The 24,886-nt window shown below is 38.0% G+C and carries 22 protein-coding genes; 1 reads left to right on the forward strand and 21 read right to left on the reverse strand.

Annotated elements, in window-relative coordinates:
* Positions 1 to 17: 17 nt before the first annotated feature.
* From GPW69_RS06485 to cps2T, 7 genes are read right to left on the reverse strand one after another with little or no spacing between them, the layout of a single operon-like run.
* On the reverse strand, positions 18 to 1,325 hold the full coding sequence (locus tag GPW69_RS06485; RefSeq protein ID WP_024384363.1) for a DUF2142 domain-containing protein: 1,308 nt from the start codon (positions 1,323 to 1,325) through the stop codon (positions 18 to 20).
* The gene (locus GPW69_RS06490; protein WP_074391880.1) at positions 1,322 to 2,581 is read right to left on the reverse strand and encodes an MATE family efflux transporter; all 1,260 of its coding nucleotides are present in this window, start codon (positions 2,579 to 2,581) and stop codon (positions 1,322 to 1,324) included. Before GPW69_RS06490 ends, GPW69_RS06485 begins: the two co-directional genes overlap by 4 nt.
* Before the next feature lie 32 nt (positions 2,582 to 2,613).
* The gene (locus GPW69_RS06495; RefSeq protein WP_232051791.1) at positions 2,614 to 4,377 is read right to left on the reverse strand and encodes a rhamnan synthesis F family protein; all 1,764 of its coding nucleotides are present in this window, start codon (positions 4,375 to 4,377) and stop codon (positions 2,614 to 2,616) included.
* Positions 4,359 to 5,576 (reverse strand): ABC transporter ATP-binding protein, encoded by a 1,218-nt coding sequence (locus GPW69_RS06500; protein ID WP_024389880.1) that lies wholly within the window; start codon positions 5,574 to 5,576, stop codon positions 4,359 to 4,361. The genes GPW69_RS06495 and GPW69_RS06500 overlap by 19 nt, the downstream gene beginning before the upstream one ends.
* Positions 5,576 to 6,382, reverse strand: coding sequence for an ABC transporter permease (locus GPW69_RS06505; RefSeq protein ID WP_024389879.1), 807 nt, complete (start codon positions 6,380 to 6,382; stop codon positions 5,576 to 5,578). Before GPW69_RS06505 ends, GPW69_RS06500 begins: the two co-directional genes overlap by 1 nt.
* A gap of 2 nt (positions 6,383 to 6,384) precedes the next feature.
* Positions 6,385 to 7,314: a glycosyltransferase family 2 protein gene (locus tag GPW69_RS06510; protein WP_024389878.1), complete on the reverse strand. Its 930-nt coding sequence runs from the start codon at positions 7,312 to 7,314 to the stop codon at positions 6,385 to 6,387.
* Positions 7,311 to 8,459, reverse strand: coding sequence for a beta 1-4 rhamnosyltransferase Cps2T (gene cps2T, locus GPW69_RS06515; protein ID WP_074391878.1), 1,149 nt, complete (start codon positions 8,457 to 8,459; stop codon positions 7,311 to 7,313). Before cps2T ends, GPW69_RS06510 begins: the two co-directional genes overlap by 4 nt.
* 213 nt (positions 8,460 to 8,672) lie before the next feature.
* On the opposite strand from cps2T, the gene GPW69_RS06520 reads away from it, so the two are divergent.
* Positions 8,673 to 11,222 (forward strand): LTA synthase family protein, encoded by a 2,550-nt coding sequence (locus tag GPW69_RS06520; protein WP_024389876.1) that lies wholly within the window; start codon positions 8,673 to 8,675, stop codon positions 11,220 to 11,222.
* A gap of 59 nt (positions 11,223 to 11,281) precedes the next feature.
* Here GPW69_RS06520 and GPW69_RS06525 read toward each other — a convergent pair whose 3' ends face one another.
* The 14 genes from GPW69_RS06525 to GPW69_RS06590 all read right to left on the reverse strand — a co-directional run bounded on the left by GPW69_RS06525 (position 11,282) and on the right by GPW69_RS06590 (position 24,877).
* Positions 11,282 to 11,719, reverse strand: a complete 438-nt coding sequence (locus GPW69_RS06525; protein WP_253182536.1) for a glycoside hydrolase family 73 protein — start codon at positions 11,717 to 11,719, stop codon at positions 11,282 to 11,284.
* 68 nt (positions 11,720 to 11,787) lie between these two features.
* The gene (locus tag GPW69_RS06530) at positions 11,788 to 14,895 is read right to left on the reverse strand and encodes a GBS Bsp-like repeat-containing protein (RefSeq protein ID WP_156697655.1); all 3,108 of its coding nucleotides are present in this window, start codon (positions 14,893 to 14,895) and stop codon (positions 11,788 to 11,790) included.
* A 37-nt stretch (positions 14,896 to 14,932) separates the two neighbouring features.
* Entirely contained in the window at positions 14,933 to 15,976 is a 1,044-nt protein-coding gene (locus GPW69_RS06535; RefSeq protein ID WP_074391875.1) for an LPXTG cell wall anchor domain-containing protein, read from the reverse strand.
* 16 nt (positions 15,977 to 15,992) lie between these two features.
* On the reverse strand, positions 15,993 to 16,844 hold the full coding sequence (gene rfbD, locus GPW69_RS06540; protein WP_074391874.1) for a dTDP-4-dehydrorhamnose reductase: 852 nt from the start codon (positions 16,842 to 16,844) through the stop codon (positions 15,993 to 15,995).
* 54 nt (positions 16,845 to 16,898) lie between these two features.
* Positions 16,899 to 17,945, reverse strand: a complete 1,047-nt coding sequence (gene rfbB / locus GPW69_RS06545; RefSeq protein WP_024411830.1) for a dTDP-glucose 4,6-dehydratase — start codon at positions 17,943 to 17,945, stop codon at positions 16,899 to 16,901.
* A gap of 176 nt (positions 17,946 to 18,121) precedes the next feature.
* Positions 18,122 to 18,607: a phosphoribosylanthranilate isomerase gene (locus GPW69_RS06550; RefSeq protein ID WP_074391873.1), complete on the reverse strand. Its 486-nt coding sequence runs from the start codon at positions 18,605 to 18,607 to the stop codon at positions 18,122 to 18,124.
* Entirely contained in the window at positions 18,607 to 19,200 is a 594-nt protein-coding gene (locus GPW69_RS06555) for a dTDP-4-dehydrorhamnose 3,5-epimerase family protein (protein WP_024414854.1), read from the reverse strand. The genes GPW69_RS06550 and GPW69_RS06555 overlap by 1 nt, the downstream gene beginning before the upstream one ends.
* Entirely contained in the window at positions 19,200 to 20,069 is an 870-nt protein-coding gene (rfbA, locus tag GPW69_RS06560; RefSeq protein WP_015646663.1) for a glucose-1-phosphate thymidylyltransferase RfbA, read from the reverse strand. Before rfbA ends, GPW69_RS06555 begins: the two co-directional genes overlap by 1 nt.
* Before the next feature lie 97 nt (positions 20,070 to 20,166).
* Entirely contained in the window at positions 20,167 to 20,991 is an 825-nt protein-coding gene (locus GPW69_RS06565) for a ZIP family metal transporter (RefSeq protein ID WP_024410284.1), read from the reverse strand.
* Positions 20,992 to 21,166: 175 nt separating this feature from the next.
* Positions 21,167 to 21,961: a Nif3-like dinuclear metal center hexameric protein gene (locus tag GPW69_RS06570; protein ID WP_074391872.1), complete on the reverse strand. Its 795-nt coding sequence runs from the start codon at positions 21,959 to 21,961 to the stop codon at positions 21,167 to 21,169.
* Entirely contained in the window at positions 21,951 to 22,634 is a 684-nt protein-coding gene (locus GPW69_RS06575) for a tRNA (adenine(22)-N(1))-methyltransferase (protein ID WP_074391948.1), read from the reverse strand. The genes GPW69_RS06570 and GPW69_RS06575 overlap by 11 nt, the downstream gene beginning before the upstream one ends.
* A 1-nt stretch (position 22,635) precedes the next feature.
* Positions 22,636 to 23,310, reverse strand: a complete 675-nt coding sequence (locus GPW69_RS06580; protein WP_074391871.1) for a DnaD domain-containing protein — start codon at positions 23,308 to 23,310, stop codon at positions 22,636 to 22,638.
* Positions 23,311 to 23,319: 9 nt separating this feature from the next.
* Positions 23,320 to 24,261 carry a homoserine O-acetyltransferase MetA gene (metA, locus tag GPW69_RS06585; protein ID WP_014637718.1) on the reverse strand — a complete coding sequence of 314 codons (942 nt, stop codon included), beginning with the start codon at positions 24,259 to 24,261 and terminating at the stop codon, positions 23,320 to 23,322.
* 103 nt (positions 24,262 to 24,364) lie between these two features.
* On the reverse strand, positions 24,365 to 24,877 hold the full coding sequence (locus GPW69_RS06590) for an adenine phosphoribosyltransferase (protein ID WP_002937136.1): 513 nt from the start codon (positions 24,875 to 24,877) through the stop codon (positions 24,365 to 24,367).
* Between the last annotated feature and the right edge of the window lie 9 nt (positions 24,878 to 24,886).

The following is a 24,886-nucleotide window of genomic DNA, read 5'->3' on the forward strand; positions in this document are numbered from 1 at the left end:
CCTCTTCCACTATCTTCTTACAACCAATAATAATCCACTATCAAAAATAGATACATGATAAAGTTAATGACTACTGTGCCAGTGATCAACCGTATCAAATATTTCTGTTTTACCGATACACTTACCTGCTCTTTTAATATTAAACATGCCGGAAATAGATAGACTAAAAACGGAGTAAAGTATCTTCCTTGTGCCCCCTGAGAAATTATTGCATTTGGTCCAATAGCTGTCGGTGTCCATGCAAAATACATGCCCGCTACAATGATAGCTACCTGAACAGGGAGTACAAATAACGAAGCAAGACCTTCTGTTTTACTTATCTTTAAATTTCCATCATTAAACAATAATAACGTAAAAATGAAAATATCTATGAAAATTAACCAAAGAGGTAATTGAGTGACAAACCAGCCAAAATAACCAAAAATACCAACCGTTAAAATACCATTAAGATGATCATTTCTATTGTTGATAAATAAACTGTTTATCATCACTTTAACAAAGTGCACGACACCACCTCTATTATGTAGGAATAGATAGCTAACAAGTAAAACTAGTCCTAATCCCAAAATAAGAATTGGTAATCTTCTCTTTTGAATCCATTTTAAAATCGAATTAAACTTAGATAAGACACCTTCAAATTCAAAATCAACAAAAAACAATAGTGCCAAAAGTAAAATATTATTTGCTTTTGTTAAATATAATAGCAAGGATAATAATATTAAATTAATAAATTTCCTGGTGGTCAGCACCTTGTCTACCAATAAGTTAACATAAAAAACAAAAAATGCAACAACAGCCAGATAGTTCACCACATCATAAGACAGTGAACCAGCCTGCTGAATCATCATAGGTAAAAGCGAGACAAAAAACAGCGTCATCTTCCCATACTTTATTTTTTTTATCAAATAGTAGATACCTATAATATAGACTATTGTATTAAAAAGGCGCCCTATAGTGACCATCATACCATATGACGGATAAATCAATTTACCTACAACTAGACCAATTAGCTGAGGTGTACTCATTAACGATTTCAGTGAAAAATCGATAGATAATTTATCCTTTGAAAAATCACGAATTTTGGTAAAAAGGTTTGAATATTCTGTAGAATCAACTGCATGAATCTCCGGTTCTGAATACGTAAAATCTGCTGTCCGTAATTCATTCATTGCCTCTGTATCTCTACTTGTCGGAGAATCAAATAATATATTCCACGACATAAAAGCATGTGTTGCTTCATCAGGAACCTTTGTCACAGGCATAACAAATATTGAAATTAACAAAAAGGGGATTGCTAACCTTAAAAATAATTTTTCTATCTTCATTCTTGTACTTCCCAATTCAAATGTTTTTGCAATTTTAGATATATTACTAAAGAAATTAAAAACCAAGTCCACATCGAACTAACAAAAGCAATAGCTGCCCCCAATATTCCATAATATTCTACCAGTGGATTAGAAATCAATATGGATAATAAACAAGAAACTGCAAATGAAATTACGAGATACTTTTGCTTCCTCAAAACAGTAAGCATGTTATCACAAATGGTTGCAAAGGTACTCGCAATTCCCCCAAGCATTGTTATAATAAAGCTTAGCCAGTATTTATTAAGATTCGTTCCATAGAGAATATTTAATACCGGAATCCCCAATACCATTCCCCCAACCAAAACTAACACAGCCAACCCGACAACCATTTTAACGATACGCTTCTGATATTGTTTAAATTGATTATAGTCCCCAGCTCTTCTATATATTGCCAACTGAGTTATCATGGGTCTAAACAAAATCAATAAAATATTCATTGAAAAAACAGGCATAAATAAAATGTTAAAATCTCTTTGAACACCTGTTCCTATAACACCTCTCTCAAAAAAAGTATTGAGAGCATATTTAGGTTGATTATAGATAGTAACAAGTAAAAATGCATTAATAAATAACGGCAAGCATTCTAATAATATATTTTTAATGGCTTTCAAATTAATTTCTTCTTTGATAATCCTCGTAAATTGAAACAAATTCGGAACATCAAAAAAGAAAACAAATAAATATGAGCCAATTACTAGATAGATTAATGAGAGTAGCAGGTTATTGGTTATAAACAAACCAAGTCCAAATGTCAAAATCACAATAGAGTTTCTCAAAAAAAGTGATTTACCTGCAATATCTAGCCTAGCATTTTGTTGGAACAATCCTTGAAAAACATCCGATAGAGCATCACTTCCACGATACAAACATATTAGGAAAATACAAGCAGATTTTTGAAATTCATATTTAGACAGAAAAATATAGCTTAAGGCAAGTAATAGCATAATAGTGATTGTTATAAGCCTTGTTGCAAGATACTGGCTAAACGAAAACTTTTTCGAAACATCAGTCGCTTGATAATCTCTTACCTGAAAACTAGCAATGATTACAAAAAGATTTGCTACTGCATAAGCAAAACTAAAAATATCAGCCTCTAATTCCGTCAACAAACGTGTTACTAGTAACAATAAAAATATTGATATTGCTGCTGAAGAAATACTTCCTAATAAATTCCAAATAAATATTGTTTTTGGTGATACTATTTTGCTCTTCACACTATCTTCCCCTTGTTTGTCATCCGTTATCCCTAATTTTTTAATAGAGATTTCTTTATCATCTTAAACACACTCACAATCCCAACAGATATTATCTTTAGTGTCCTTCTCAGTCCAATTTGTAAAAATTCCTTCTCTTCAATAATCAAACGCAATTCCCTTTCGCTGGAAAAACTAATCTTTTCCAATATTGGACTCACATTTTCAGTATTCTCGACCACTGCATAATCATTTGATAAATCCCACGCGCTATAAATAAATAATATTGGAACCAGCAATAATCTATCTTCTTTTGAAAAATCAATGTTTCTAAATTTCTCCTCAATCTTTTTATAGTGTTCTGTTTTTATCCAATACCAACTTACTTCTTCTCCGATTATATAAGGCACTTTATAAAAATTAACTTTCTTAGTTCTCGCAAGTGATTCATAGAGTATATTCAATTGACGAATAAGTTCTGGATTGGCCTCACGAAGGCTTTTTCTATCATATCTTTGATTAGTTGTTAAGTCTGGAATAACTACAGCCAAATTAGATTGTGATTCAAAATTAGAAATCACTGCATCAAATGATGTAAAAAACATTTTCCTCAACTGATACCTGTCAATAATATCCTCTACAGAATATTTTATTTCGTTTGTTTGTTTGACAGTTATATGAGCAAGATATTTGGCATCTCCCATATAGTTATTTACTATTTCAAAAAAATGCAATTCATCTGTGAGTTTTACAATCTGTGCTCTCAATTGGTAGGTGAATAAATATCTCTCAACTATACTAAAATTATTTGAAAAATCAGTTTCTGGCAATGTTATTAGTAACTGGCACCTATCGGCTATTTTGCATAACTCTTCAATATACTCTTCAAAAATAGACACTGATTCTATGTGAATACGAAGAAGCACCGATGTCGAATAACGAGCGGTTTCTGTTGTTTGCGAAACCCGTATTTGAGGAATAAAACTCGTACCCGGAATAATTATCTGCCTCAAATGCCTCTCGATTAATTCAACTGGATATTTCGTTTTCATCCTAATAAGATGTAATAAAGAATATATTCTGTCTGGATATTCGGTAAAACTCTTTATTTTTATGAATGGAACATTATTTTTAAGTATAACTTCTGGATATTCTAGTGTAATGTTGCTATTTTCAAGGCTTTTACAACAAATGGACGTATCTAATACACACTTATAGCTATAGCCCTCTGATAAAAGTATTTTTGTCAATTGGCTCTCATATAATTTTATAACATCTTGAATATCTGTTAACTCACTTACCGATGACCAAAAACCAACAAATGCTTGACTCTGCAAGATTCGTTTTTTAAATACCATAAAATATGACTGTAAATGTTCCGGGACAACTACACTATCTATTTTTGTCTCTAAGTGATTGGTCATCCCCCAAAAATCTACATCAACATCACTGTCAAATTGACTATAATAATCCTCTAGGTTCCAGAGGGGGCCGAAACATGTATCATTCATCAGAGTTACCGAATCATATTGATAAAATGTTACCTGATTCAGCCCTTCTTTCCATGCCGCAAAATCATAACCAATATTATCTCTTTGGATAAAAAAATCAATCAGTCGTTCCGACTGTAAATATTGTACTATGTCCTTTGAAACATGGCTGTTAGAAACAAAAACTATGTCTGAATAAATACTTCGTATCGACTTTAATTGATAATAAATATATTCACTGACAACATTATATTTATTATAGTGAACATATACCAACAAACGCGACATTCTGCCTCCGTTATATTTTATTATTCTAGTAGTTCCCATTGGCTATTTCTCTGAATAAACCCGGTTGCTGCGTCTTCCTCTGCAATATTATCAGTACTAAACTTCCTACTAATAAAAATAGCTGGTGTGTCAGAAGTCTTGGCAAATAATAACGGCTGCTTATTACTATTTCGTACTGACACCGCCATTTTTAATTTTGCCTGATTAATTGAAGGTAGCTTACATTTCACTCGGAAAAACTTCTCGCCTTTGCCAAACGTTTTTAAATCCATAGAATTGTCGTTATATACATCAAAATGACGTTCTAAATCTAAAAATGTAAATGCAACATGTGTTTCAATATCTTCTAAAACCGTATATCTAAACTCGATTTCAATTGATTCATCTGGTTCAATTTGATTTTTTGAGACCAAGTTAATCTGCAAATCTTTTACAATATCACTCTGATGCAGAGGTTCTTCGTTTTCTGTAACTTCGCTTATTGAGGCAAGCACATTATCAAAACTGTATTGATTAGCTACATCATCAGGTTCTCCTAATGCCTTGACGTATCCTTTCTCTATAAGAAGAGCTTTATTACAATACTTTTTCACAGCTCCCATATCATGGGTGACAAGAATGGTCGTTTTTCCACTTTTTTTACGCTCTAGAAAATAATCATTACATTTACGCTGAAAGGCCTCGTCACCGACTGCTAGAACCTCATCAAGTATCAGAATATCTCCTTGAGCTTTAATGGCAACTGAAAAGGCTAAACGTACCTGCATACCACTAGAATAATTTTTTAGCTTTTGATTCATGAATTCACTTAATTCCGCAAATTCAACAATATCATCATACATTGCATCAATTTCTTCTGCAGTAAATCCTAACATCGCACCGTTTAGGTATACATTTTCCTTACCAGTTAGTTCCGGATTAAAACCAACACCAAGTTCAATAAAAGAAACTAATTTACCATCCACAGCTACAGTCCCTCTTTCAGGAACATATATTTGAGATAAAATTTTTAACAGTGTCGACTTACCAGAACCATTGCGACCAACAATTCCAAAAAAGTCCCCTTTTTCAACTTCAAAACTGATATCCTGCAAAACATTATACTCTACGTAGCCTTTAATCCCTTTAAATAAATTGACTAAAGTAGTTCTTAGACTCTGACTACTCTCCGTTGGAAGCTTAAAACTCTTGCTAACATGTTCTACTTTTACAGCAATATTATTATTATTTTTTACCATTACAAAATCTCCGCAAACTTTTTGGCATTTTTTCTAAACACAGTTATACCCAATAGGTAAACAACGACTGGAAGAATATACGGAATTGCCACAATAACAGGATTTTCAATCAATTCACTAACTGTAGTATTCCCAGAATAAACAATAAAATGTCTCAAGTCTTGAATAATTTGTGCAACAGGGTTCAACATCATCAATTTAGCAAATGTTACTTGCCCACGCTGTAAAATAAATGTCAATGAATAAATAATTGGTGTCGCATACAATCCAGCCTGTAAGAACACTTCCCAAATTGGACCAATATCTCTAAATCTTACAAATAAAGAAGATAGGATGAAAGCTATACCTGTTGCTAGTAATGCCAATTCAAAAAACAGTGGGATTATAACTAAAACGGACCAAGTAAAGGGAACCCCGTTAATAGCAGCAAATACAAACACAACCATTAAGTTAATGGCGTAATTAATTGCAGCTCCTGCAACTGAAGAAAAGACAATAATTTCTTTCGAAAAATTCAATTTACGCAACAAATCTCCACGAGAAACAATGGACATCATTCCCATGTTGGTTGCTTCAGTAAAAAAGTTCCAAGTAACCATACCAAGCAGTAAGCTTACTGCATAATGAGGTGTCCCATCATCAAAACGTAAAAATTGTACAAATACTAAGTACATAATTGTAAATAGCATTAGCGGTTTCAAAATCGACCATAGGTGTCCAATCAAAGAACCTTGATAACGCAGTTTAAAATCAGTTTTTACCATTTCTTTCAAAAGAATCTGGTTTTCTCTATTCAATAAGTTCATAACTATTCCTTATAAGCAAATTTTGTAATAATGAGTGTTATAAATACCAATGTATGGAAAGCCTTATTTTTCCTCAATCCATATTTTCTTAAAATCCTGAATCGTTCAAGCATTGGTTTATCCATAATGGTTACAAATGCTTCAATTAATTCTCTATTTGACTGAGATAGAGGCATTTGTAGTAAGTGGCGGGCTTGTTTTTGACTATTTTTTATCAAATCCCAATAGACAGCAAATAAAATATGAGGGCGAATCCATTTTTTAAAGCGTTTTGAGAGAGTTCGAGCTCCTAAAACATTATCAGAATGCTGGCGGTACAGCTCCCCTGGTTGATCAATAAATACCAAATTTCCAAAGGCTGACGCAAGCAGGGCCAGATACCAATCATGCATCAAAATATCCTCAGTTACTTGCCACATTTCAGCAAGATGATGATTAATCATGGCGACACCGCCAGTCACAGTATTCTCAGTCAACTCTTGCACCAATTCCGTATTGGCATGATGAGATTGAGATTTTACCATGCTTTCTGCCATAACCTCTAGATTTTGATTGACAACTTTGAGGTCCATATAAACCATCAATGGCAAATTTGTTGGATAGGCTTGTGCTTTTTTCAGGCTAACTTCCAGTTTATTTGGTAGCCAAACATCATCTTGGTCACTGAAAAAATAGAAATCAGCAGTATCATAATGAACTAGCCTATGAAAACTTTTGATGACACCGAGATTTTCATCTGTCTCAACATCTATGAAATGAATTCGCTGATCTTGTTCAACAAAATCTTTAATAAGCTCTCTTGTTCGATCACTGGAACCATCATCACGAATAAATAGTGTCCAGTCTGTGTAAGTCTGTTCTTGGATAGAGCGAATTTGCTCAGCTAAGAACTGTTGACCATTGTAGGTCGACATGAGTATGTTTACTTTCATTGTAAAAATAATTCCTCGTACTCTTGGACGATTTTTTCCCAGGTGTATTCATCCTTCATGTGTTTTTTCGCAATTTCTCCTAATTCCACCGCTTCAGCATTCTCATCAATTTGGTTAATTAATTGACTCAGGCTACCTGACTCCTTACTCCAATACCGAGCACTTTCTAGGGCAACTTTGCGGTTAAAATCGACACCTAAAACCAAATTTTCATTGGTTTGCGCCAGCGCTTCTAGGAGACTAGGATTGGTTCCTCCAACTTCATGTCCATGAATATAAGCTCGACATTCTTGGCGCAGATATTTAAGTAGTTCTTGGTCATATACTGTTCCTACGAACTTAATCCGCTTATCGGATATAAAGCCTGTCTCATCTTTCAATTTTTGAAAATAGGCAGAGCCTTCATGGTTTGCAACGATGACTAAATCACGTCTCGTGTTGCTTGCCATAAACTCCCTAATTGCTGTCACATAGTTATTCTCAGGTACAAAACGACCGATAATCAGATAAAATTCTTTCTCTTTAATGTCCCAATTTGTAAAATATTGGCGAACTTGTTCAGATTCTTTTGTTAACTTAGTCGGACTTAAATCTGTACCATAGGCAATAAAGCGTGTATTGGTAGCTAAGTATTCAGATTGAATATAATCCTCAATTCCCTCATTATCAGCAATAATCAAATCAGCATATTTGACCATCATTTTTTCAGAAAATTTTAGATACCTCTGGACTGGCTTAGCCCACTTGGCCCGTTTCCATTCCAAACCATCTGGATTGACAAACAAGATACCTCCAACAGAGTGAATCTTTTTCGCAAAAGGTGCTATGAAGCCACCTATGGTATTTCCCAAGATATAGAAAATTGGTCTCTCTATCTGCTGTTCCTTAATGATTTTAAGGGCATAAGCGATCGCCATCATATCATAAGCAATCACACGAGCCGGTCCAAGTTTTGGTGGATTAATGGTGAAGCAATCTGCACCTAAGTAGGTCGAATGTTGATGATGACTTGTATCCGATAAACAAGCCACATGGTAATGAATCTTCTCAGATTGCTGGTGACTGACCAATTGTTGGACAAAGGTCTCAAAGCCACCATATTTTGCTGGCAGTCCACGACTACCGATAATAAAAACGTGTTTCATGAATCCTCTCCATCAAATTGCAGTTCTTTTCATTATACCATTTTTTAGTTTTTTTTCCTAATTCTATCCTAGTTTGGCTATAAAGCCTTTTCTTTTTCTACACTTCTAACTCCACAGTATAGATAAAAACAAATTTTGAGTTAATAAGAAAAATTTGATATAATATGTACTGGCTTTTACATAAAAATATAAAACTTAGAATTGTTAATAAATATGAAATTAATCAAACAGCTTATTCACATACTAATCTCCATCGGATTGATTGGAAGTTTTTTTCTCTATGCACATCTCATTCAAAACGAATTAGGTTCTACCAAAAATGATGGAACTATAGAAATAATCGCAGAACAACCAAACCAAGTAATCGACAGCATCCAAATAAATGGACGCTATATTCATTCATCAGAAATTATAGAAAACCAATGGGGAATCAATGATGCTGATTTAATTCCTAACTTCTCTTCTCTAGGTGAGGAAAATTCACTCATAATTAAATCATCCTCTTCTGTAAGAACCTTATCATTTGAATACTTTGTTAGTGAAAATCCGACTATTGTAAAAATTAAAGTTGGTGGACAATTGGTTGAATCCGTTGACACATCAACTGGAGATAAATATAAAAATTTAGCCTTTATTGAACTTCCCTATACTTTACGGATAACTAAAGATAATCATTTTTGGTATCTCCACTTAATAGTTCTTGCTTTAGGCCTATCATGCTTTATCTTAAATGGATCAACACGGAGAATCAAGAGAAGACATATCAGCATCTTAACAATATTATTAATCACTCAATATATATTCACTACTTTTACATTCCCACGTTTATATCGCAACGAACTAGTACTATTTAATTCCAGTTTTAATAAAATGGAAACTCAACAGCTATTAGTTGCACTGACTTACCTGATATTTTTTAGTCTTTTGGGATACAAACAACTCCGAGGTCATATCTCTAAAGCCTTCAAAACGATTAGTCTATCAGTGATTTATCTTCTAGTTCCCATTTTTTCATTATTTATTATTGAAAATAGCTATTCACAATTCTCTACTCTTTCCCCAAACAGTCTTTGGAACAATCTAATCATTATCGGAGTCCTCTACCTAATACTGGTCTTTACAACTAACCTACGATTTGCCAGCCTATTAATTCTGTCCGCTTCAGTATTTATTGGTATAAGTAACCAACTTTTGATTGACAGCCGTGGTGCTCCTCTATTATTTTATAATCTTTTTCAAATCACAGATGGATTAAATGTAGCTTCTAGCGTAGCGATTAATATCAACAATCGGATGCTACAAAGCATGGTATTTTCTTATATTTTATTGACCTTCTTTTTCTTTATCCCTAAATTATATTTACCAAAACTTCTACCTTCTAGAACGTTCTATTCTAGTTATGATTTCAAATGGCCGAAACGTTTCAGCAGAATCTTACTAGGATATATAACTTTAATAACAATCGTTCCAATGATTAATAAAACTGTCGTCTCTAATGCAAATATATCATTGAACTACTGGAGAATGTACGTGACCTACGGTCAATTTGGGCTGCCACTCTCGCTCGCCTCTTTCTATGAAGATAGTAAAATAACTAAGCCTGACGGATACTCAGTTCCCAAACTTAATGAAGTTCTTGAGAATTACTCTCCTGAAACAGAAAAACAAACAATCCGGCCTAATATTATCTTTATACAGAATGAATCACAGAGTGATTTTTCAAACTTACAGGGATTAAATATGGAGCCTGATCCACTTTCAAACCAACATGCTTTAACAGATAATGCTGTTCACGGTACATTAAACGTTTCTGTATTTGGAGGCGGAACAGCTAATACAGAGTATGAAGTTCTGACAAGTAACCCAATCAGTTTACTATCTTCTAATTTATTTCCATATCAACAGATTATCACACAAGAACGACCAAGTTTTGCATCCTATCTAAAAGATAAAAATTATGAGACCGTGGCTCTACATCCTCAATCTGGAAATAATTACAACCGTCATGCAGTATATCCTCTACTAGGGTTTAATAAATCTTATTTTTTAGATTCGGAACCTGCTATTAGTAGCTTAGCACCACTAACAATTAATCGCGGCTGGCCATCTGATCAATTCTTATTCAACGGAATAAAAGAACTTTATGCCCAAAAAGGAGACCAACCACTATTTAGCTTTGTTGTCACTATGCAAGGACATGGAGGCTATCCAAGTACGGAAGAAATTTACCCTCGTGAAGTCAGCATTAATGGTTCAACATCTGAATACTTAGCTGAAACAGAATTTTTGACCAGCATGAAGAAGACGGACGAAGCATTTGCTGATTTAATTACTTTCTTTAGCACTTACAAAGAGCCTACGGTCATCGTCATGTACGGCGATCACCAACCTAGTTTGAGTCAAGAATTTTACGCGCAGTTTATGGATGAAAATAATCCTGCTGCTAAATATTCTACCCCTTTTGTGATTTGGTCTAATTTTGATATTAAGGAACGTGAATCTACAACTATTAGCCCAAACTATCTCGTTCCATATTTGATGGATATTTTATCCGAATCCGACTATGCCATTCCTCGATCACCTTACCAACAATTTTTGAGCGATATGCAAATCGAAGCACCTATCATTACTAGTTGGGGAAACATCGATAATAGCGGTCAACAAATTGAAGACATGTCAAGCCTATCACTTTACCAAACCTACTTACAACTAGAATACAATAGTGCCGTTGATAAACGACCTCTAACAGATCTATATGAGTGATAAAAATAGCCTTGCTCGTTTTTGAGCAAGGCTATTTTATCATCAATCATCCAAAAAACTTAATCATCTAAAAGATAAAGCTTGTAATTCTCGATAATTGATCGTAATTTTTCACCATATTTCGGATCAGTAGCATATCCTGATTGTCTTAACGCAAGAATCGCTTGTTGATAATCAGTTGCCTCCCTAAAACTCTGGTAATTTTTTATTCTCCACGGAGTAGAGGTAAAGAACTTAGCATAGTCTGCTACACTTTCATTCCATGAATTATATTTTCTAAACAAGTGCTTTTCTTGCTTCTTCTCACCATCACGGTATTCATTGGTAATGATTTCAATTGTATCCCCCGTCCATGCAGCATTCGCTTTGATGCCAAAAAGATTATTCCCATGAGTCGCCAAGTATGACGTTCCCCATGCACTTTCTAGGATGGCTTGAGATAACATGACGCTAGAAAGGATAGAATTCGCTTTTGAATTTTGCTCAATTGCAGGCACTAGATTAGCTATGAAACTTTTCTGATCATTAGAAAGCTTTCCTGTTTCAATACCTGTACCTGCAGTTCCTACTTTCCCTCTACAGCACCATACCAGTTCATCACACCTTGTGCCAATGCTTTCGCAAGACGAGTGTGATAAGAATCTTGTTTGATAACTTGTAACTCCGAAGGATTATCCATAAATCCTAGCTCCACTAGAATAGCAGGAATTGCTGTCTCGCGAAGGACTGCAAAAGTTTCTCTTCTTACGCCACGGTTAACTGCACCTGTTTCCTTAATTAAACTCTCCTGAACCTTGTTAGCTAAAATATCACTTTCAGCTAAACGAGTAGGGTTATTATGCATTTCTTTATTAATTTTAGGTTGGTATTCCGGATCGTATTGATACCAGTATGTTTCGATACCAGTTGCATTCGAAACTCCTGCACCCGTCGCATTAAAATGGATACTAATAAATAAGTCTGCGTTGCTTGCATTCGTCATTCGTGACCTCTCTGTTTTGAAGTCTACATCATAATCACCTGTACGGGTCATCAAAACATTGATTCCATATTTCAAGAGATTTTCACGCAACTTATTTGAAACAGACAAAGCAAGATTTTTTTCATGTACGCCTCCATAAGAAGCTCCTGAGTCTCGCCCTCCATGTCCTGGGTCAATATAGACTGTGTAGGAGCGCTGTACCGACGGGGTTGATAAATGAGTCGTTGTTCCACCTGCACCTGTTAGGCCACCACTTGAGTCCTTATAATATAAGTGAACCGTGTAGGTACCTGTACGATACTTATGGTTTTTCTTATTAACAGTTAACTTATAACTGCCATCTGATTGACGAGTGGCTTCATACCAACGTATATCGTCTGACTGAGACCAGGTAGGTAAGAGAACACTTGCTATATCTTTCGGCGATGAAACATTAGTAACACGAACATCGAAGGTACCTTGGGCATCGTTACGATTTTCAATTGTGATGGTACCTGTTGGCTTCACTTCTGATAAATGAGTCGTTGTTCCACCTGCACCTGTTAGGCCACCACTTGAGTCCTTATAATATAAGTGAACCGTGTAGGTACCTGTGCGGTATTTATGATCTTTCTTATTGACAGTTAATTTATAACTTCCGTCTGCTTGACGCTTTGCTTCATACCAACGTAAATCATCCGTCTGTGACCAAGTGGGTAAAATAACACTTGCTATATCTTTCGGCGATGAAACATTAGTAACACGAACATCGAAGGTACCTTGGGCATCGTTACGATTTTCAATTGTGATGGTACCTGTTGGCTTCACTTCTGATAAATGAGTCGTTGTACCACCTGCACCTGTCAAACCACCATTTGAATCCTTGTAATATAGATGAACCGTGTAGGTACCTGTGCGGTATTTATGATCTTTCTTATTGACAGTTAATTTATAACTTCCGTCTGCTTGACGCTTTGCTTCATACCAACGTAAATCATCCGTCTGTGACCAAGTTGGCAAAATAACACTTGCTATATCTTTCGGCGATGAAACATTAGTAACACGAACATCAAAGGTACCTTGGGCATCGTTACGATTTTCAATTGCGATGGTACCTGTTGGCTTCACTTCTGATAAATGAGTTATTGTACCACCTGCACCTGTCAAACCACCATTTGAATCCTTATAATATAGATGAACCGTGTAGGTACCTGTGCGATACTTATGGTCCTTCTTATTAACAGTTAACTTATAACTGCCATCTGATTGACGAGTGGCTTCATACCAACGTAAATCATCCGTCTGTGACCAAGTGGGTAAAATAACACTTGCTATATCTTTCGGCGATGAAACATTAGTAACACGAACATCGAAGGTACCTTGGGCATCGTTACGATTTTCAATTGTGATGGTACCTGTTGGCTTCACTTCTGATAAATGAGTCGTTGTACCACCTGCACCTGTCAAACCACCACTTGAGTCCTTATAATATAGATGAACCGTGTAGGTACCTGTACGGTACTTATGATCTTTCTTATTGACAGTTAATTTATAACTTCCGTCTGCTTGACGCTTTGCTTCATACCAACGTAAATCATCCGTCTGTGACCAAGTGGGTAAGATAACACTTGCTATATCTTTCGGCGATGAAACATTAGTAACACGAACATCGAAGGTACCTTGGGCATCGTTATGATTTTCAATTGTGATGGTACCTGTTGGCTTCACTTCTGATAAATGAGTCGTTGTACCACCTGCACCTGTCAAACCACCACTTGAGTCCTTATAATATAGATGAACCGTGTAGGTACCTGTGCGGTATTTATGATCTTTCTTATTGACAGTTAATTTATAACTTCCGTCTGCTTGACGCTTTGCTTCATACCAGCGTAAATCGTCTGACTGTGACCAAGTGGGTAAGATAACACTTGCTATATCTTTCGGTGACGAAACATTAGTAATACGAACATCGAAGGTACCTTGGGCATCGTTACGATTTTCAATTGTGATGGTGCCTGTAGGTTGTGTAACATTGACCGAACTGGAAGCTGTACTGACTCGAGCACTTGGAACACTTGTAGAGCCATTCGAACTTCCTGCAATCGTATTGGAAGAACTTCTGGTCAGCGAATTCGAAGTACTACTTGTTGTACCTGCTGTCAAACTAGAATTAACCGTTGAGCTTGTAGTAGCCGAAGTTGCTTCCTCCTCAATTTTAGACGAGATTGCATTGCTATTATTCAAAGCAGTAGGCTTCTCAGCCGCGCTTACAACATCCTTCTTCCACTCGAAACTATAATCTGATAAGGTCTGAAAACTTCCATCTGTTAATTGTGCTGTTAACTTCAGCGAAAAGACTTGGTCTTCCTCCGCAAATGTAGACCGATCCAAAACCGCTACGTATCTCCCCTGCTCATCCATTGAGAATGTGACAGTAATGCCGCTATTTGTTTCAGAGCTAAACTGGGCTGTAACACCAATAATTTCCCCTTGAATGTTCGATAGAATAGCTTTAATCTGACCAGCCTCATCAACGACAGATAGCTGCCCGCCAGTTTCAGCAACCTGAGATGAAGAAACTTGACTAGATGGGGCATTTACCATATCCGCTTGAACAAGCTGAGCATTCAACGCGGATGCACACAAAGAAAGAAATAACAACGTTCTTTTTTTCACAAATATCTCCTTTATGTATTTCACATGTAAAAACAACTATATTTCTCAAAATAGATGTAATTACACTAATCCTTTATTTTTCTTCTTGCTTCTTTGTCAATAGCCAACCAGCAAAAATTATTATGAGTCCTAGTACAGTTAATGGAAGACCAGATTTCCCTGAGGTTTTTGGTAGTACCTTAGCTTTATCATTTGGTATAACCTTTTTCTTATCTGCTTCGGAAATACTACCTTTTCCTGTAGCTACATCAGAAATCTGACCATCCACTTGACCTGAAACATCTTGCAAATCATTTGAGTCATTTGAAACGCTTTGACTTGTTTGTGCCCCAGTATTTTCAATATTAGCTGTACTTTTATCCTCGACTTTTGATTGTAGACTAGCAGTTAGTTCTGCAATCTGTCGGTCTATTTCTGAAAAATCATACGGAAATTTTGGTTGCGAAGCAGTTGCAAGAGCTTGACCATATCCTATAGTTGCAGATGTAATAGATTCTAAATTAGAGTTTCCACTTTCCAACAATCCAGCTAATTCTTGTCCAGTTGCTTCTGCATAAGCAATATAATTATCAATCGCTGCCGACTCTTTATTCAGTAGTTCAACGATAACTTCTCTAGCGTATTTCAATGCAGCCAACTCGGCTTCAGGAGTACTTGCATCATCTTCAGACTCGTACTTAGAAACTATAGCCGCTGCTTCTTCTCTTCCGCTTTTTCCAGCGACTGTAAGTGTCTCAAATAAGTAATGATAATGTTGAGCTATGCTACCAATTAAATTTGCTTTAAGTTCATCTAAAACAACAACTTGCTCTGCTGTTAAGCTTGCCTTCAAGTCTGCAATTTCTTCATCCCATGCAGCTTCAGCACTACCCGATGCCATTTCTTCCATCATTCCCTCAAGAAACGCCAATCTATATTCTTGCATATCGATAGTCATTTTAGCTTGAATATATTCACGTACGGCAACTTTTTCATCATCAGTTAAATGATAGGTCGTACCTTGACTTGTCTCTGCTGCTACAACTGGAACAGATCCGGACGGTAATATAGCACTTCCTAGTAAAGCAAGAAGGATTGCTGACGTCAACAACGGCTTAACAATCGCTTTCTTTTTCATACACATCTCCTGTAGACTATTTCTTTTCTTGTTTATAGAATGCTTCCAAAGCTTCTTGCCAAGTTGGGATGACAAAGCCTGTCGTCTTTGCCTTGTCCAAGCTCATGGTTGAGTTGAATGGACGTTTTGCCTTGGCTGGGAATTGGCTAGAATCCACTGGCAATACCTTGGTGTTAGTATCCTTGAGGATTTCCGTAGCAAAGTCAAACCAAGTCGTATCTTCTACTGCATCGTTTGACAAATGGTAGTAACCAAATGCTTGCTTGGTGTCCACCAAGTGTACCATGAATTCCGCAAGTGTGCGTGTCCAGGTTGGGCGACCGTGTTGGTCATTGACTACTGTTAAAGTGTCTCGTGTTTGAGCAAGATTTTGCATGGTGAAGACAAAGTTTTTGCCATAGTTACCAAAGACCCAAGCCGTACGCACTGTGTAGAACTTGTCTGCAAACTTCTCAACTGCTTCTTCACCCAAACGCTTGGTACGACCATATTCTGATTGAGGATCTGGTTGGTCATCTACTTGCCACTCTTGACCGACTGGCAAATCACCGTTGAAAACATAGTCTGTTGAGATATAGACAAGGGTTGCACCGTATTTTGCTGCTGCCTTGGCAACATTTTCAGAGCCTGTTACGTTAATCTTGTAGTTGAGTTCTTTGCCTTCATCTTCTGCCATATCAACAGCTGTATAGGCTGCACAGTGGTAAACAACGCTTGGCTTAACTTCTGCAAAAAAGGCATCCACCTTGTCGGCATCCGTGATGTCCATTTCTGCTACGTCAGCGGCAACGTACTCAACACCACGCTCATCCAAGAGATAACGCAACTCTGTACCCAACTGACCATTTGCACCTGTAATTAAAATCATATTTGCTCCTTATTTCAAGAAAGGCTTGGGCAAGAGCCCTAGCCTTTAATAGTCTTATTTAATAACTTCCTGTGTCTTAGCATAGTTGGCTTCAACAGCTTCTTTTTCAGCCTTCCACCAATCTTGGTTGTCTGTATACCACTGGATTGTTTCTTCCAAACCTTCAGAGAAGTTGGTAAACTGTGGTGTCCAACCAAGCTCATCACGAAGTTTGCTTGCGTCAATAGCATAGCGCAAATCGTGTCCTGCACGGTCAGTCACGTGGTCATAAGCATCTTTTGGTTGACCCATTTTTTCAAGAATCAATTCAAGCACTTCTTTGTTGTTTTTCTCACCGTCAGCACCGATTAGGTAAGTTTCACCCATACGGCCTTTTGTCAAGATTGCCCAAACACCAGTCGAGTGGTCATTAGTATGAATCCAGTCACGGACGTTTTTACCCTCACCGTAAAGTTTTGGCTTGATACCTGCCAAGATGTTGGTAATTTGGCGTGGGATGAATTTCTCAATATGTTGGTATGGACCGTAGTTGTTTGAACAGTTTGAAATCGTTGCTTTGACACCAAATGAACGCACCCATGCTTTAACAATCAAGTCTGAAGCAGCCTTGGTTGATGAGTATGGTGATGATGGGTTGTAGTTGGTTTCTGCAGTAAATTTCTCACCTGGACCTTCGCCATGACCTGGCAAATCTTCACGCAAAGGAAGGTCTCCGTATACTTCGTCAGTCGATACATGGTGGAAACGAATATCGTATTTACGAGCCGCTTCAAGAAGAGTATAAGTACCGATAAAGTTGGTATGGATGAATGGGCTTGGATCGTTGAGGGAGTTGTCGTTGTGGCTTTCTGCTGCATAGTGAACAATCGCATCTGCCTTAGCAGCCAATTTGTCAACCAACTCAGCATCTGCAATGTCGCCAACAACTAGCTCAACACGGTCACCAAGGATGGCTTCAATGTTAGCTTTGTTACCAGCATAAGTAAGTTTATCCAAAACAGTTACGTGAACGTCTGGATGATTGTTATAAACATAATGTACAAAGTTTGAACCGATGAAACCAGCTCCACCAGTTACGATAATATTTTTAAATTGAGACATTTTTTTCTCCGAATTTTTATTATTTTGATAGTTTCCTTAGGTAGTGGGGACGCCAGCAAACCTTCGGTTTCATGGCTAAATTTTGAACCTAAGGTTTCAAAATTTCCCTGCAAGATTACGTAAAACGTAATCTTGCTTTCACTACGGCGGAAACTATCGCGATTGGCTCGCTTTCTTTACTTCAAGATTTCCTTCAAGTAAGCAATCTTGGCAAAGTCTTTTTGATTATTGTTTTCTGCACGGTAGGAATCTTTTGAAGAGGCTTGGTAGATTTTTAGGTATTGTCCAAGTGTCGGTAGGTAATAGCGAACACCTGCTGTTTCTAGTTCTTCCAAATCTTCTAGCTCTACACCAGCAAATTCAGGCAGTGAATGTAGGCCTCCGAATTCAACAGATAAGCCATCTTTATGAAATTCATGTTCGTGACGGTCAACCAGGACATAGCCGAGTTGATTCATCATGGCAATCAGCTCATCTGCACGGTAAATCCGTTCGTCGTCTGGGGCTTCCCAGCCACGTGGATCACTTGGAACATGAATATCTAAATCTCCTGCCTGCCAGTCCTTCCCTGTGCGCCTTTCCAAACCAACTGAGCCCATTAACAAGGGAGTGAGTCCTAACTTGTTTAACTGCTCTGCTATTTCCAAAAAGGCTTGAAACATTAGAGGTCCTCTTTTCTCAAAGGCTTAACGTCCTTGAGGAGTGGGTGATTCTCATCTGCTTCTGAAACTTCTGCTTCTTCTAGGTTTTCCCACTGGATGTCGAGGCTAGGGTCAGCGTAGTTGACGAAGGCATACTTAGGCTTGAGTTCCAAAGCCCAGTAGTCGTTGACCAAGTAGCTGTAAGCCACGAAATCTGACAAAACTTGGAAACCGTTGGCAACGCCACGTGGAACAAAGATACCTTTTGAAGCATCGATAACTGTTTGATAGGTATTACCGAAGGTTTCGCCTTCACGAAGATCGACCCAAGTTCCCAAAACCTTACCGCTGTCCGCTACGGAGATATATTTATCCCAAGGCTCTGCGTGAAGACCACGAAGAACATTTTTGCGAGAGAAGGAAACATTATTTTGCAATTTTCCTTCTGCAAAGAAGCTTTCAGGGAAGCCTAGAGGCAACATTTTTTCCTTTTGGAAGTTCTCCTTGAACCAGCCACGGTTGTCGCCATGAACAGGAATATCGAATTCTAACATTCCTGGAATAGCTTCAACTGGGCGAGCTGCTAGTGTTTTACCGAAAAAGTTTTCTGTCATTAGGCTTCTCCAATCAAACGGAGCAAGTATTGTCCGTATTCATTTTTCTTAAGTGGCTGTGCTAATTCGTGGACTTGTTCTTTTGTAATATAGCCCATGCGGTAGGCAATTTCTTCCAAGTTAGCCACTTGAACGTTTTGCAAACGTTGAACCGTTTCGATGTACTGTGCAGCTTCCAAGAGGCTTTCATGCGTACCTGTATCCAACCAAGCAAATCCACGGCCCATAAGCTCAACAGACAAGTCGCCGCGTTCTAAGTAAGCCTTGTTGACATCTGTGATTTCCAACTCGCCACGAGGTGAAGGCTTGATATTTTTCGCAATCTCCACAACATCATTGTCATAGAAATAAAGACCAGTAACAGCAAAATTCGATTTTGGCTCTTCAGGTTTTTCTTCGATAGAGATGGCATTCATATCTGCGTCAAACTCAACAACACCAAAACGTTCTGGGTCTTTTACTTGGTAACCAAAGACAGTCGCTCCCTTTTCTTTGCTGGCTGCACGTTGCAACATCTTGGTCAATCCATTGCCGTGGTAGATGTTATCACCAAGGATCAAGGCAACATTGTCATCACCGATAAATTCTTCACCGATAATGAAGGCTTGCGCCAAACCATCTGGACTCGGTTGTTCTGCATATGAAAGTGAAATTCCAAGTTCAGAACCATCTCCTAACATATCCTTAAAACGTGGAAGATCTTGCGGAGTTGAAATAATCAAAATATCTTTGATTCCAGCCAACATAAGTGTTGACAATGGGTAATAAATCATTGGTTTATCGTAAATTGGCATCAACTGTTTTGAAGCTGCGCGCGTTAAAGGATACAAGCGTGTACCTGACCCACCAGCTAGAATAATACCTTTCATATAAGAGTACCTTCCCTAAATTAATATCAGTTCATTATACCATATTTTTAAAGATATTGTCATAAGAAAAAAGCCTGTAACAACAGACTTTAACAAATTATCCTAAGGCAACATCCAAAATCATCATGATGATAAAACCGGCCATTAAGCCCAGAGTTGCAATATCCGTATTGCCATTTGTCTGCGACTCTGGAATGAGCTCTTCTACGACGACAAAAATCATGGCTCCTGCCGCAAAGGAGAGGGCATAAGGTAAAATAGGTGTCATAAAGGTAACCGCAAAAGCACCGATGACTGCTGCAATCGGCTCGACAATTGCTGACATTGATCCCCAGTAAAAAGCTTTCCACCTAGATGCACCGTCTGTACGAATTGGAATAGCCAAGGCTGCCCCTTCAGGAATATTTTGTATACCGATCCCAATAGCAAGGCCGATTGCACCAATAAAAGCTGCTGGACTATAGTTAGAAGCAAGTGCACCAAATGTCACACCGACCGCCAAGCCTTCAGGAATATTGTGAATTGTAATGGCTAAGAAGAGCAGGGCTGTTTTGGATAGATTTTTTCTCTCCTTCTCACCACCGCCTTCTGCCTTGTCTTTATCATTTCCCAAATGTAAATGCGGAACCCAGGCATCTACCAAGCGTAAAAAAATACCACCTGCTGCAAAACCTACTGCTGCTGGTATCCAAGCCAAATTGCCGTATGAACTTTCAGCATACTCAATTGATGGGGCTAATAAAGACCAAAAAGAAGCCGCAATCATAACACCAGCTGCAAAGCCTAGCATGGTGTCTAGCAAACGACGACTAACTGTCTTAAAGAAAAATACAACGGCAGATCCCATAATCGTACAAAACCATGTGAATAAACCACCTAGCAAAGCCTGTAGAACTACAGACTGATTAGTAAACCAAGTCATAACTAACATCCTATCCTGTTTAATCTTGCATATCCTATAAATTAAGATACCCTAATTTATTATAAAATTCAAGCTTTTTCACTTAAATAAATAAGAAAATATCTAAAAAATAAAAGACCTAAAACTACATTAAATGTCGTCTTGGTCTTTCCATAATTAGGTACTGATTAATTTATCACAAATGTCTAAACGGATTGGTTGAAACAGTTGAAGGTAGAATTTCGACATCCCAACCTTCATTTGCCTTCCATGTTTCCAACAATTCAGCAATTTTCTTGATAAACAAGGCTTCGATATGATGGCCTGGATCAATAGCCAGCAAGCCCTGGGTCAGCATATCCTGACCCGTATGGTAGTAAATATCGCCTGTGATGTAAACATCTGCTCCCTTGGCAAGAGCCTCATGGTAATAGGAACCACCACTGCCTCCACAGATGGCTACACGGCTGACATACTGCTTGGCTTGATGCCCATAGGTCACTAGACGGACAGCATCTAGACCAAAGACAGACTTGACTTTCAAAGCCAAATCCTCCAAGGTCTGCTCTGCTATTGTCCCCACACGACCAAGCCCCTGCCCCTCGGCAGTTTCAATCAAGTAGGTAGTATCTTGAATTTCTAATAGTTCACAGAACCAGTCGTTGAGACCACCCTCAACCACATCAATATCTGTATGACTGACATAGACTGCAATATCATGCTTAATCAAATCAAGATACATTTTAGTTTGCGGATTGTCAGCCACCAAATCCTTTATAGGACGAAAAATCGGAGCGTGCTTGACGATAATCAAATCCACCTTTTTATCAATCGCCTCTGCCACTGTTGTCTCACGAATATCCAGAGCCACCATGACACGTTGAATCTCTTTATTAAGGGTACCAATTTGCAGCCCTTTGACATCGCCTTCCATAGCCAAAGAAGGGAGACAAAAGGCTTGATAGCGCTCAATAACCTGACTAGCTAACATGGAGTACCTCCTGAATTTGTTGGATTTTTTGGGAAATGGCAAAGCGGTCACCTTGGCGTTCAGATGGAACTTGTTCCAAAGCAAAACTTAATTTTTCAAGTTCTCTTCTCCACTTTTTGACGAAAACTGGTGAAGCCTCCTCTAGTAGATAGGGACCAAAACGATGTTCAACTTCTGATAATCTCATCTGTCCTGATTCTGCAACGAGGACTTCATATAACTTGCCATTTTCTTCCAGAATCTTTTCAGCAACCAATCTAAAACCATTTTTTTCCAACCATCGACGCACATCATCTTCACGATTATTTGGCTGGAGTATCAACCGTTCAATGGTCGCAAGCTTTTCTTTTCCTGCTTCTAAGATTTCTGCAATCAAGCGTCCTCCCATACCTGCTATGGTCACGGCAGTCATCTGGTCAGACGTCTCAAACGCACCTAAGCCATTTGCTAAACGGACTAGAATTTTTTCTGTTTGTCCCGCCTGCTCTACATTCTGGAGCGCTGACTGATAGGGGCCTTGAACGACTTCCCCCGCAATGGCAAAATCAATACGCCCCTGCTCTACCAAAAAAAGAGGGAGATAAGCATGGTCACTCCCTACATCAACTAGACGTGCCCCTTGTGGGACAAAACTTGCGACTGTTTCCAGCCTTTTAGATAATTTTGTTTCCATATCAATCTTTCCAGAGATCCATTGCATCAAGAAAGTCACTTGAAACAGTCACATTCTTAGGAGTCTGAATTTCTCTTTCTGCATTTTTCGCTTCTACTTGCGCAACTGTAGTAATTCCCTCACGGCGCCAGTTTCGTAGAATAGCTTGGATGTATTTCCAATTTGTTTTGTTGTTAAAAACAGCTTCTTTCAAGGCTGCACGAACCAAATCAATCGAAGTTTTGTCATCCTCAATAGTCTTCTGCAAATCTTCGATTTCAAACGGCGATAAAAAGCGGCCCAATTCACGTTCAAAATCACCCACCAAGGTCTTCAAATCATTCTCTTGCTGCACAATCTCAACTGCCTGTTTTGGAGTTAACAGAGCATCCAATTTTTCAAAAGCAGGAAGCGCATCGAATATCATTTCAATTTCACCAGCAATACTGATTGTCTTAAATTCTAAGAGTCCAGCATCTTGGAGATTTTCAATAGCTTGATTGACCTGGGCAACTGTTTTACCAGTAGCTTGAGCAATCTCACTAGGCGCTAATGATTCGATAGCCGAAGAATTTTGATAAAAGAAAAACTGCCAAATCAAAAAATCATCTGCCGACGGAAAAAGCTCTTGATAGTGGAATAATATTGCTGCTGGCAGGACCAAATGTCCCTGACGAAATTGCTGTGAATAGTTCATACTTCCCCTTTAAAGACTAGCTGACTGGGCTGATTGTTCAAAGATATGCCAGTCGTATGGAGTTTCTTGATAGACAGCATAATTCACCCAGTTGGTAAAGAATTGTGCTGCTGGTAAATTCCAAGAGAGAGATGGTTTGCTTGTAGGGTCATCTTCTTTGAAATAATTTTCCGGTAAATGGGGATTTTTTCCAGCTATACAATCACGTTGGTATTCCTTAGCTAGGGTATCCCTATCATACTCTAAATGTCCAAAACTATAAATTTCTCTTAAATCCTTGCTGGCTAAAATGGATAGACCAACTTCTGGACCTTGTGATAAAATCGTCAACCCACTCAGATGGGCAATATCTGCTTCTCTTACTTCCGTATAACGGGAGTGTGGCGAACGAAATTCATCGTCAAATCCACGCATAAGAGGGCTAGTTGGATTAGTCACTTCTTGACAATATACGCCTGATAGTTTTCGAGACATACTGTGTTTGGGTACACCATAGCGTGCATACAAACCAGCCTGTGCACCCCAACAAATGTGCAATGTTGAATAAACATGTGTTTTTGACCAATCAAAAACTTGAGTAAGTTCTTGCCAGTAATCAACTTCCTCAAAAGGTAAGTTTTCAACTGGTGCTCCTGTCACGATGAGCCCATCAAAATAGCTATCCCTGACCTGCTCAAAAGTCTTATAAAACTGCTTCAAATGGTCCGAGTGTGTATTTTTGGACTCGTGACTAGCCATGTAGAGAAATTCAACCTCTAGCTGTAAAGGAGTGTTAGCCAAAAGACGGAGCAACTGAGTCTCCGTCACTATCTTCTGTGGCATGAGATTGAGAATAAGGATTTTGATAGGACGAATGTCCTGATGACTAGCTCGGTCACTATCCATCACAAAAATATTCTCTTTTCTCAAAATTTCAACTGCTGGTAATGATTTTTCAATTTTAATTGGCATAAGCAACCTCCCAATTTTCTTATATTTATTATAAGACAGGCTGCTATGCAATTCAATTAGAATAAAAATAGGACCAGTTATAAGTTTTGGCTATAACCTTAGATTAATAGTGCATCAAAACCTTGTAGTCGTAATCGCCGATTGCTTCGCGGCCTTTCAAATCATCTAGCTCAATCAAGAAGGCACAGCCAGCAACGATACCGCCAAGCTTTTCAATCATTTCGATCGTTGCTTTTACAGTACCACCAGTTGCCAACAAGTCATCGACAATCAAGACACGTTGTCCTGGTTTGATTGCGTCTGCATGCATCGTCAATGTATCTACACCATATTCTTTTTCATAGTCAGCTGAGATAACCTCACGTGGTAACTTACCTGGCTTACGAACTGGTGCAAAACCGATTCCCAATTCAAAGGCAACTGGACATCCAACGATGAAACCACGCGCCTCTGGCCCAACAATCATATCGATTTGCTTATCTGTCGCATACTGAACGATTTCACGTACTGCATAGCTATAAGCATTTCCATCTGCCATCAAAGGGCTAATGTCACGGAATTCGATACCTTCTTTTGGATAGTTAGGAATTGTTGCGATGTAATCTTTTAAGTTCATTTGTCTCTC

The sequence above is a fragment of the Streptococcus suis genome, assembly GCF_902702775.1.
Classification (GTDB): domain Bacteria; phylum Bacillota; class Bacilli; order Lactobacillales; family Streptococcaceae; genus Streptococcus; species Streptococcus hashimotonensis.

Bases quoted from the DNA above. Each gene is read 5' to 3' on its own strand.
- GPW69_RS06570 (WP_074391872.1), bottom strand. From the start codon at position 21,961: ATGTTAGCTAGTCAGGTTATTGAGCGCTATCAAGCCTTTTGTCTCCCT.
- GPW69_RS06520 (WP_024389876.1), top strand. From the start codon at position 8,673: ATGAAATTAATCAAACAGCTTATTCACATACTAATCTCCATCGGATTG.
- rfbB (WP_024411830.1), bottom strand. From the start codon at position 17,945: ATGTCTCAATTTAAAAATATTATCGTAACTGGTGGAGCTGGTTTCATC.
- GPW69_RS06535 (WP_074391875.1), bottom strand. From the start codon at position 15,976: ATGAAAAAGAAAGCGATTGTTAAGCCGTTGTTGACGTCAGCAATCCTT.
- GPW69_RS06500 (WP_024389880.1), bottom strand. From the start codon at position 5,576: ATGGTAAAAAATAATAATAATATTGCTGTAAAAGTAGAACATGTTAGC.
- rfbD (WP_074391874.1), bottom strand. From the start codon at position 16,844: ATGATTTTAATTACAGGTGCAAATGGTCAGTTGGGTACAGAGTTGCGT.
- GPW69_RS06565 (WP_024410284.1), bottom strand. From the start codon at position 20,991: ATGACTTGGTTTACTAATCAGTCTGTAGTTCTACAGGCTTTGCTAGGT.
- cps2T (WP_074391878.1), bottom strand. From the start codon at position 8,459: ATGAAACACGTTTTTATTATCGGTAGTCGTGGACTGCCAGCAAAATAT.
- rfbA (WP_015646663.1), bottom strand. From the start codon at position 20,069: ATGAAAGGTATTATTCTAGCTGGTGGGTCAGGTACACGCTTGTATCCT.
- metA (WP_014637718.1), bottom strand. From the start codon at position 24,261: ATGCCAATTAAAATTGAAAAATCATTACCAGCAGTTGAAATTTTGAGA.
- GPW69_RS06580 (WP_074391871.1), bottom strand. From the start codon at position 23,310: ATGAACTATTCACAGCAATTTCGTCAGGGACATTTGGTCCTGCCAGCA.
- GPW69_RS06510 (WP_024389878.1), bottom strand. From the start codon at position 7,314: ATGAAAGTAAACATACTCATGTCGACCTACAATGGTCAACAGTTCTTA.
- GPW69_RS06590 (WP_002937136.1), bottom strand. From the start codon at position 24,877: ATGAACTTAAAAGATTACATCGCAACAATTCCTAACTATCCAAAAGAA.
- GPW69_RS06555 (WP_024414854.1), bottom strand. From the start codon at position 19,200: ATGACAGAAAACTTTTTCGGTAAAACACTAGCAGCTCGCCCAGTTGAA.
- GPW69_RS06485 (WP_024384363.1), bottom strand. From the start codon at position 1,325: ATGAAGATAGAAAAATTATTTTTAAGGTTAGCAATCCCCTTTTTGTTA.
- GPW69_RS06505 (WP_024389879.1), bottom strand. From the start codon at position 6,382: ATGAACTTATTGAATAGAGAAAACCAGATTCTTTTGAAAGAAATGGTA.
- GPW69_RS06495 (WP_232051791.1), bottom strand. From the start codon at position 4,377: ATGGGAACTACTAGAATAATAAAATATAACGGAGGCAGAATGTCGCGT.
- GPW69_RS06575 (WP_074391948.1), bottom strand. From the start codon at position 22,634: ATGGAAACAAAATTATCTAAAAGGCTGGAAACAGTCGCAAGTTTTGTC.
- GPW69_RS06550 (WP_074391873.1), bottom strand. From the start codon at position 18,607: ATGTTTCAAGCCTTTTTGGAAATAGCAGAGCAGTTAAACAAGTTAGGA.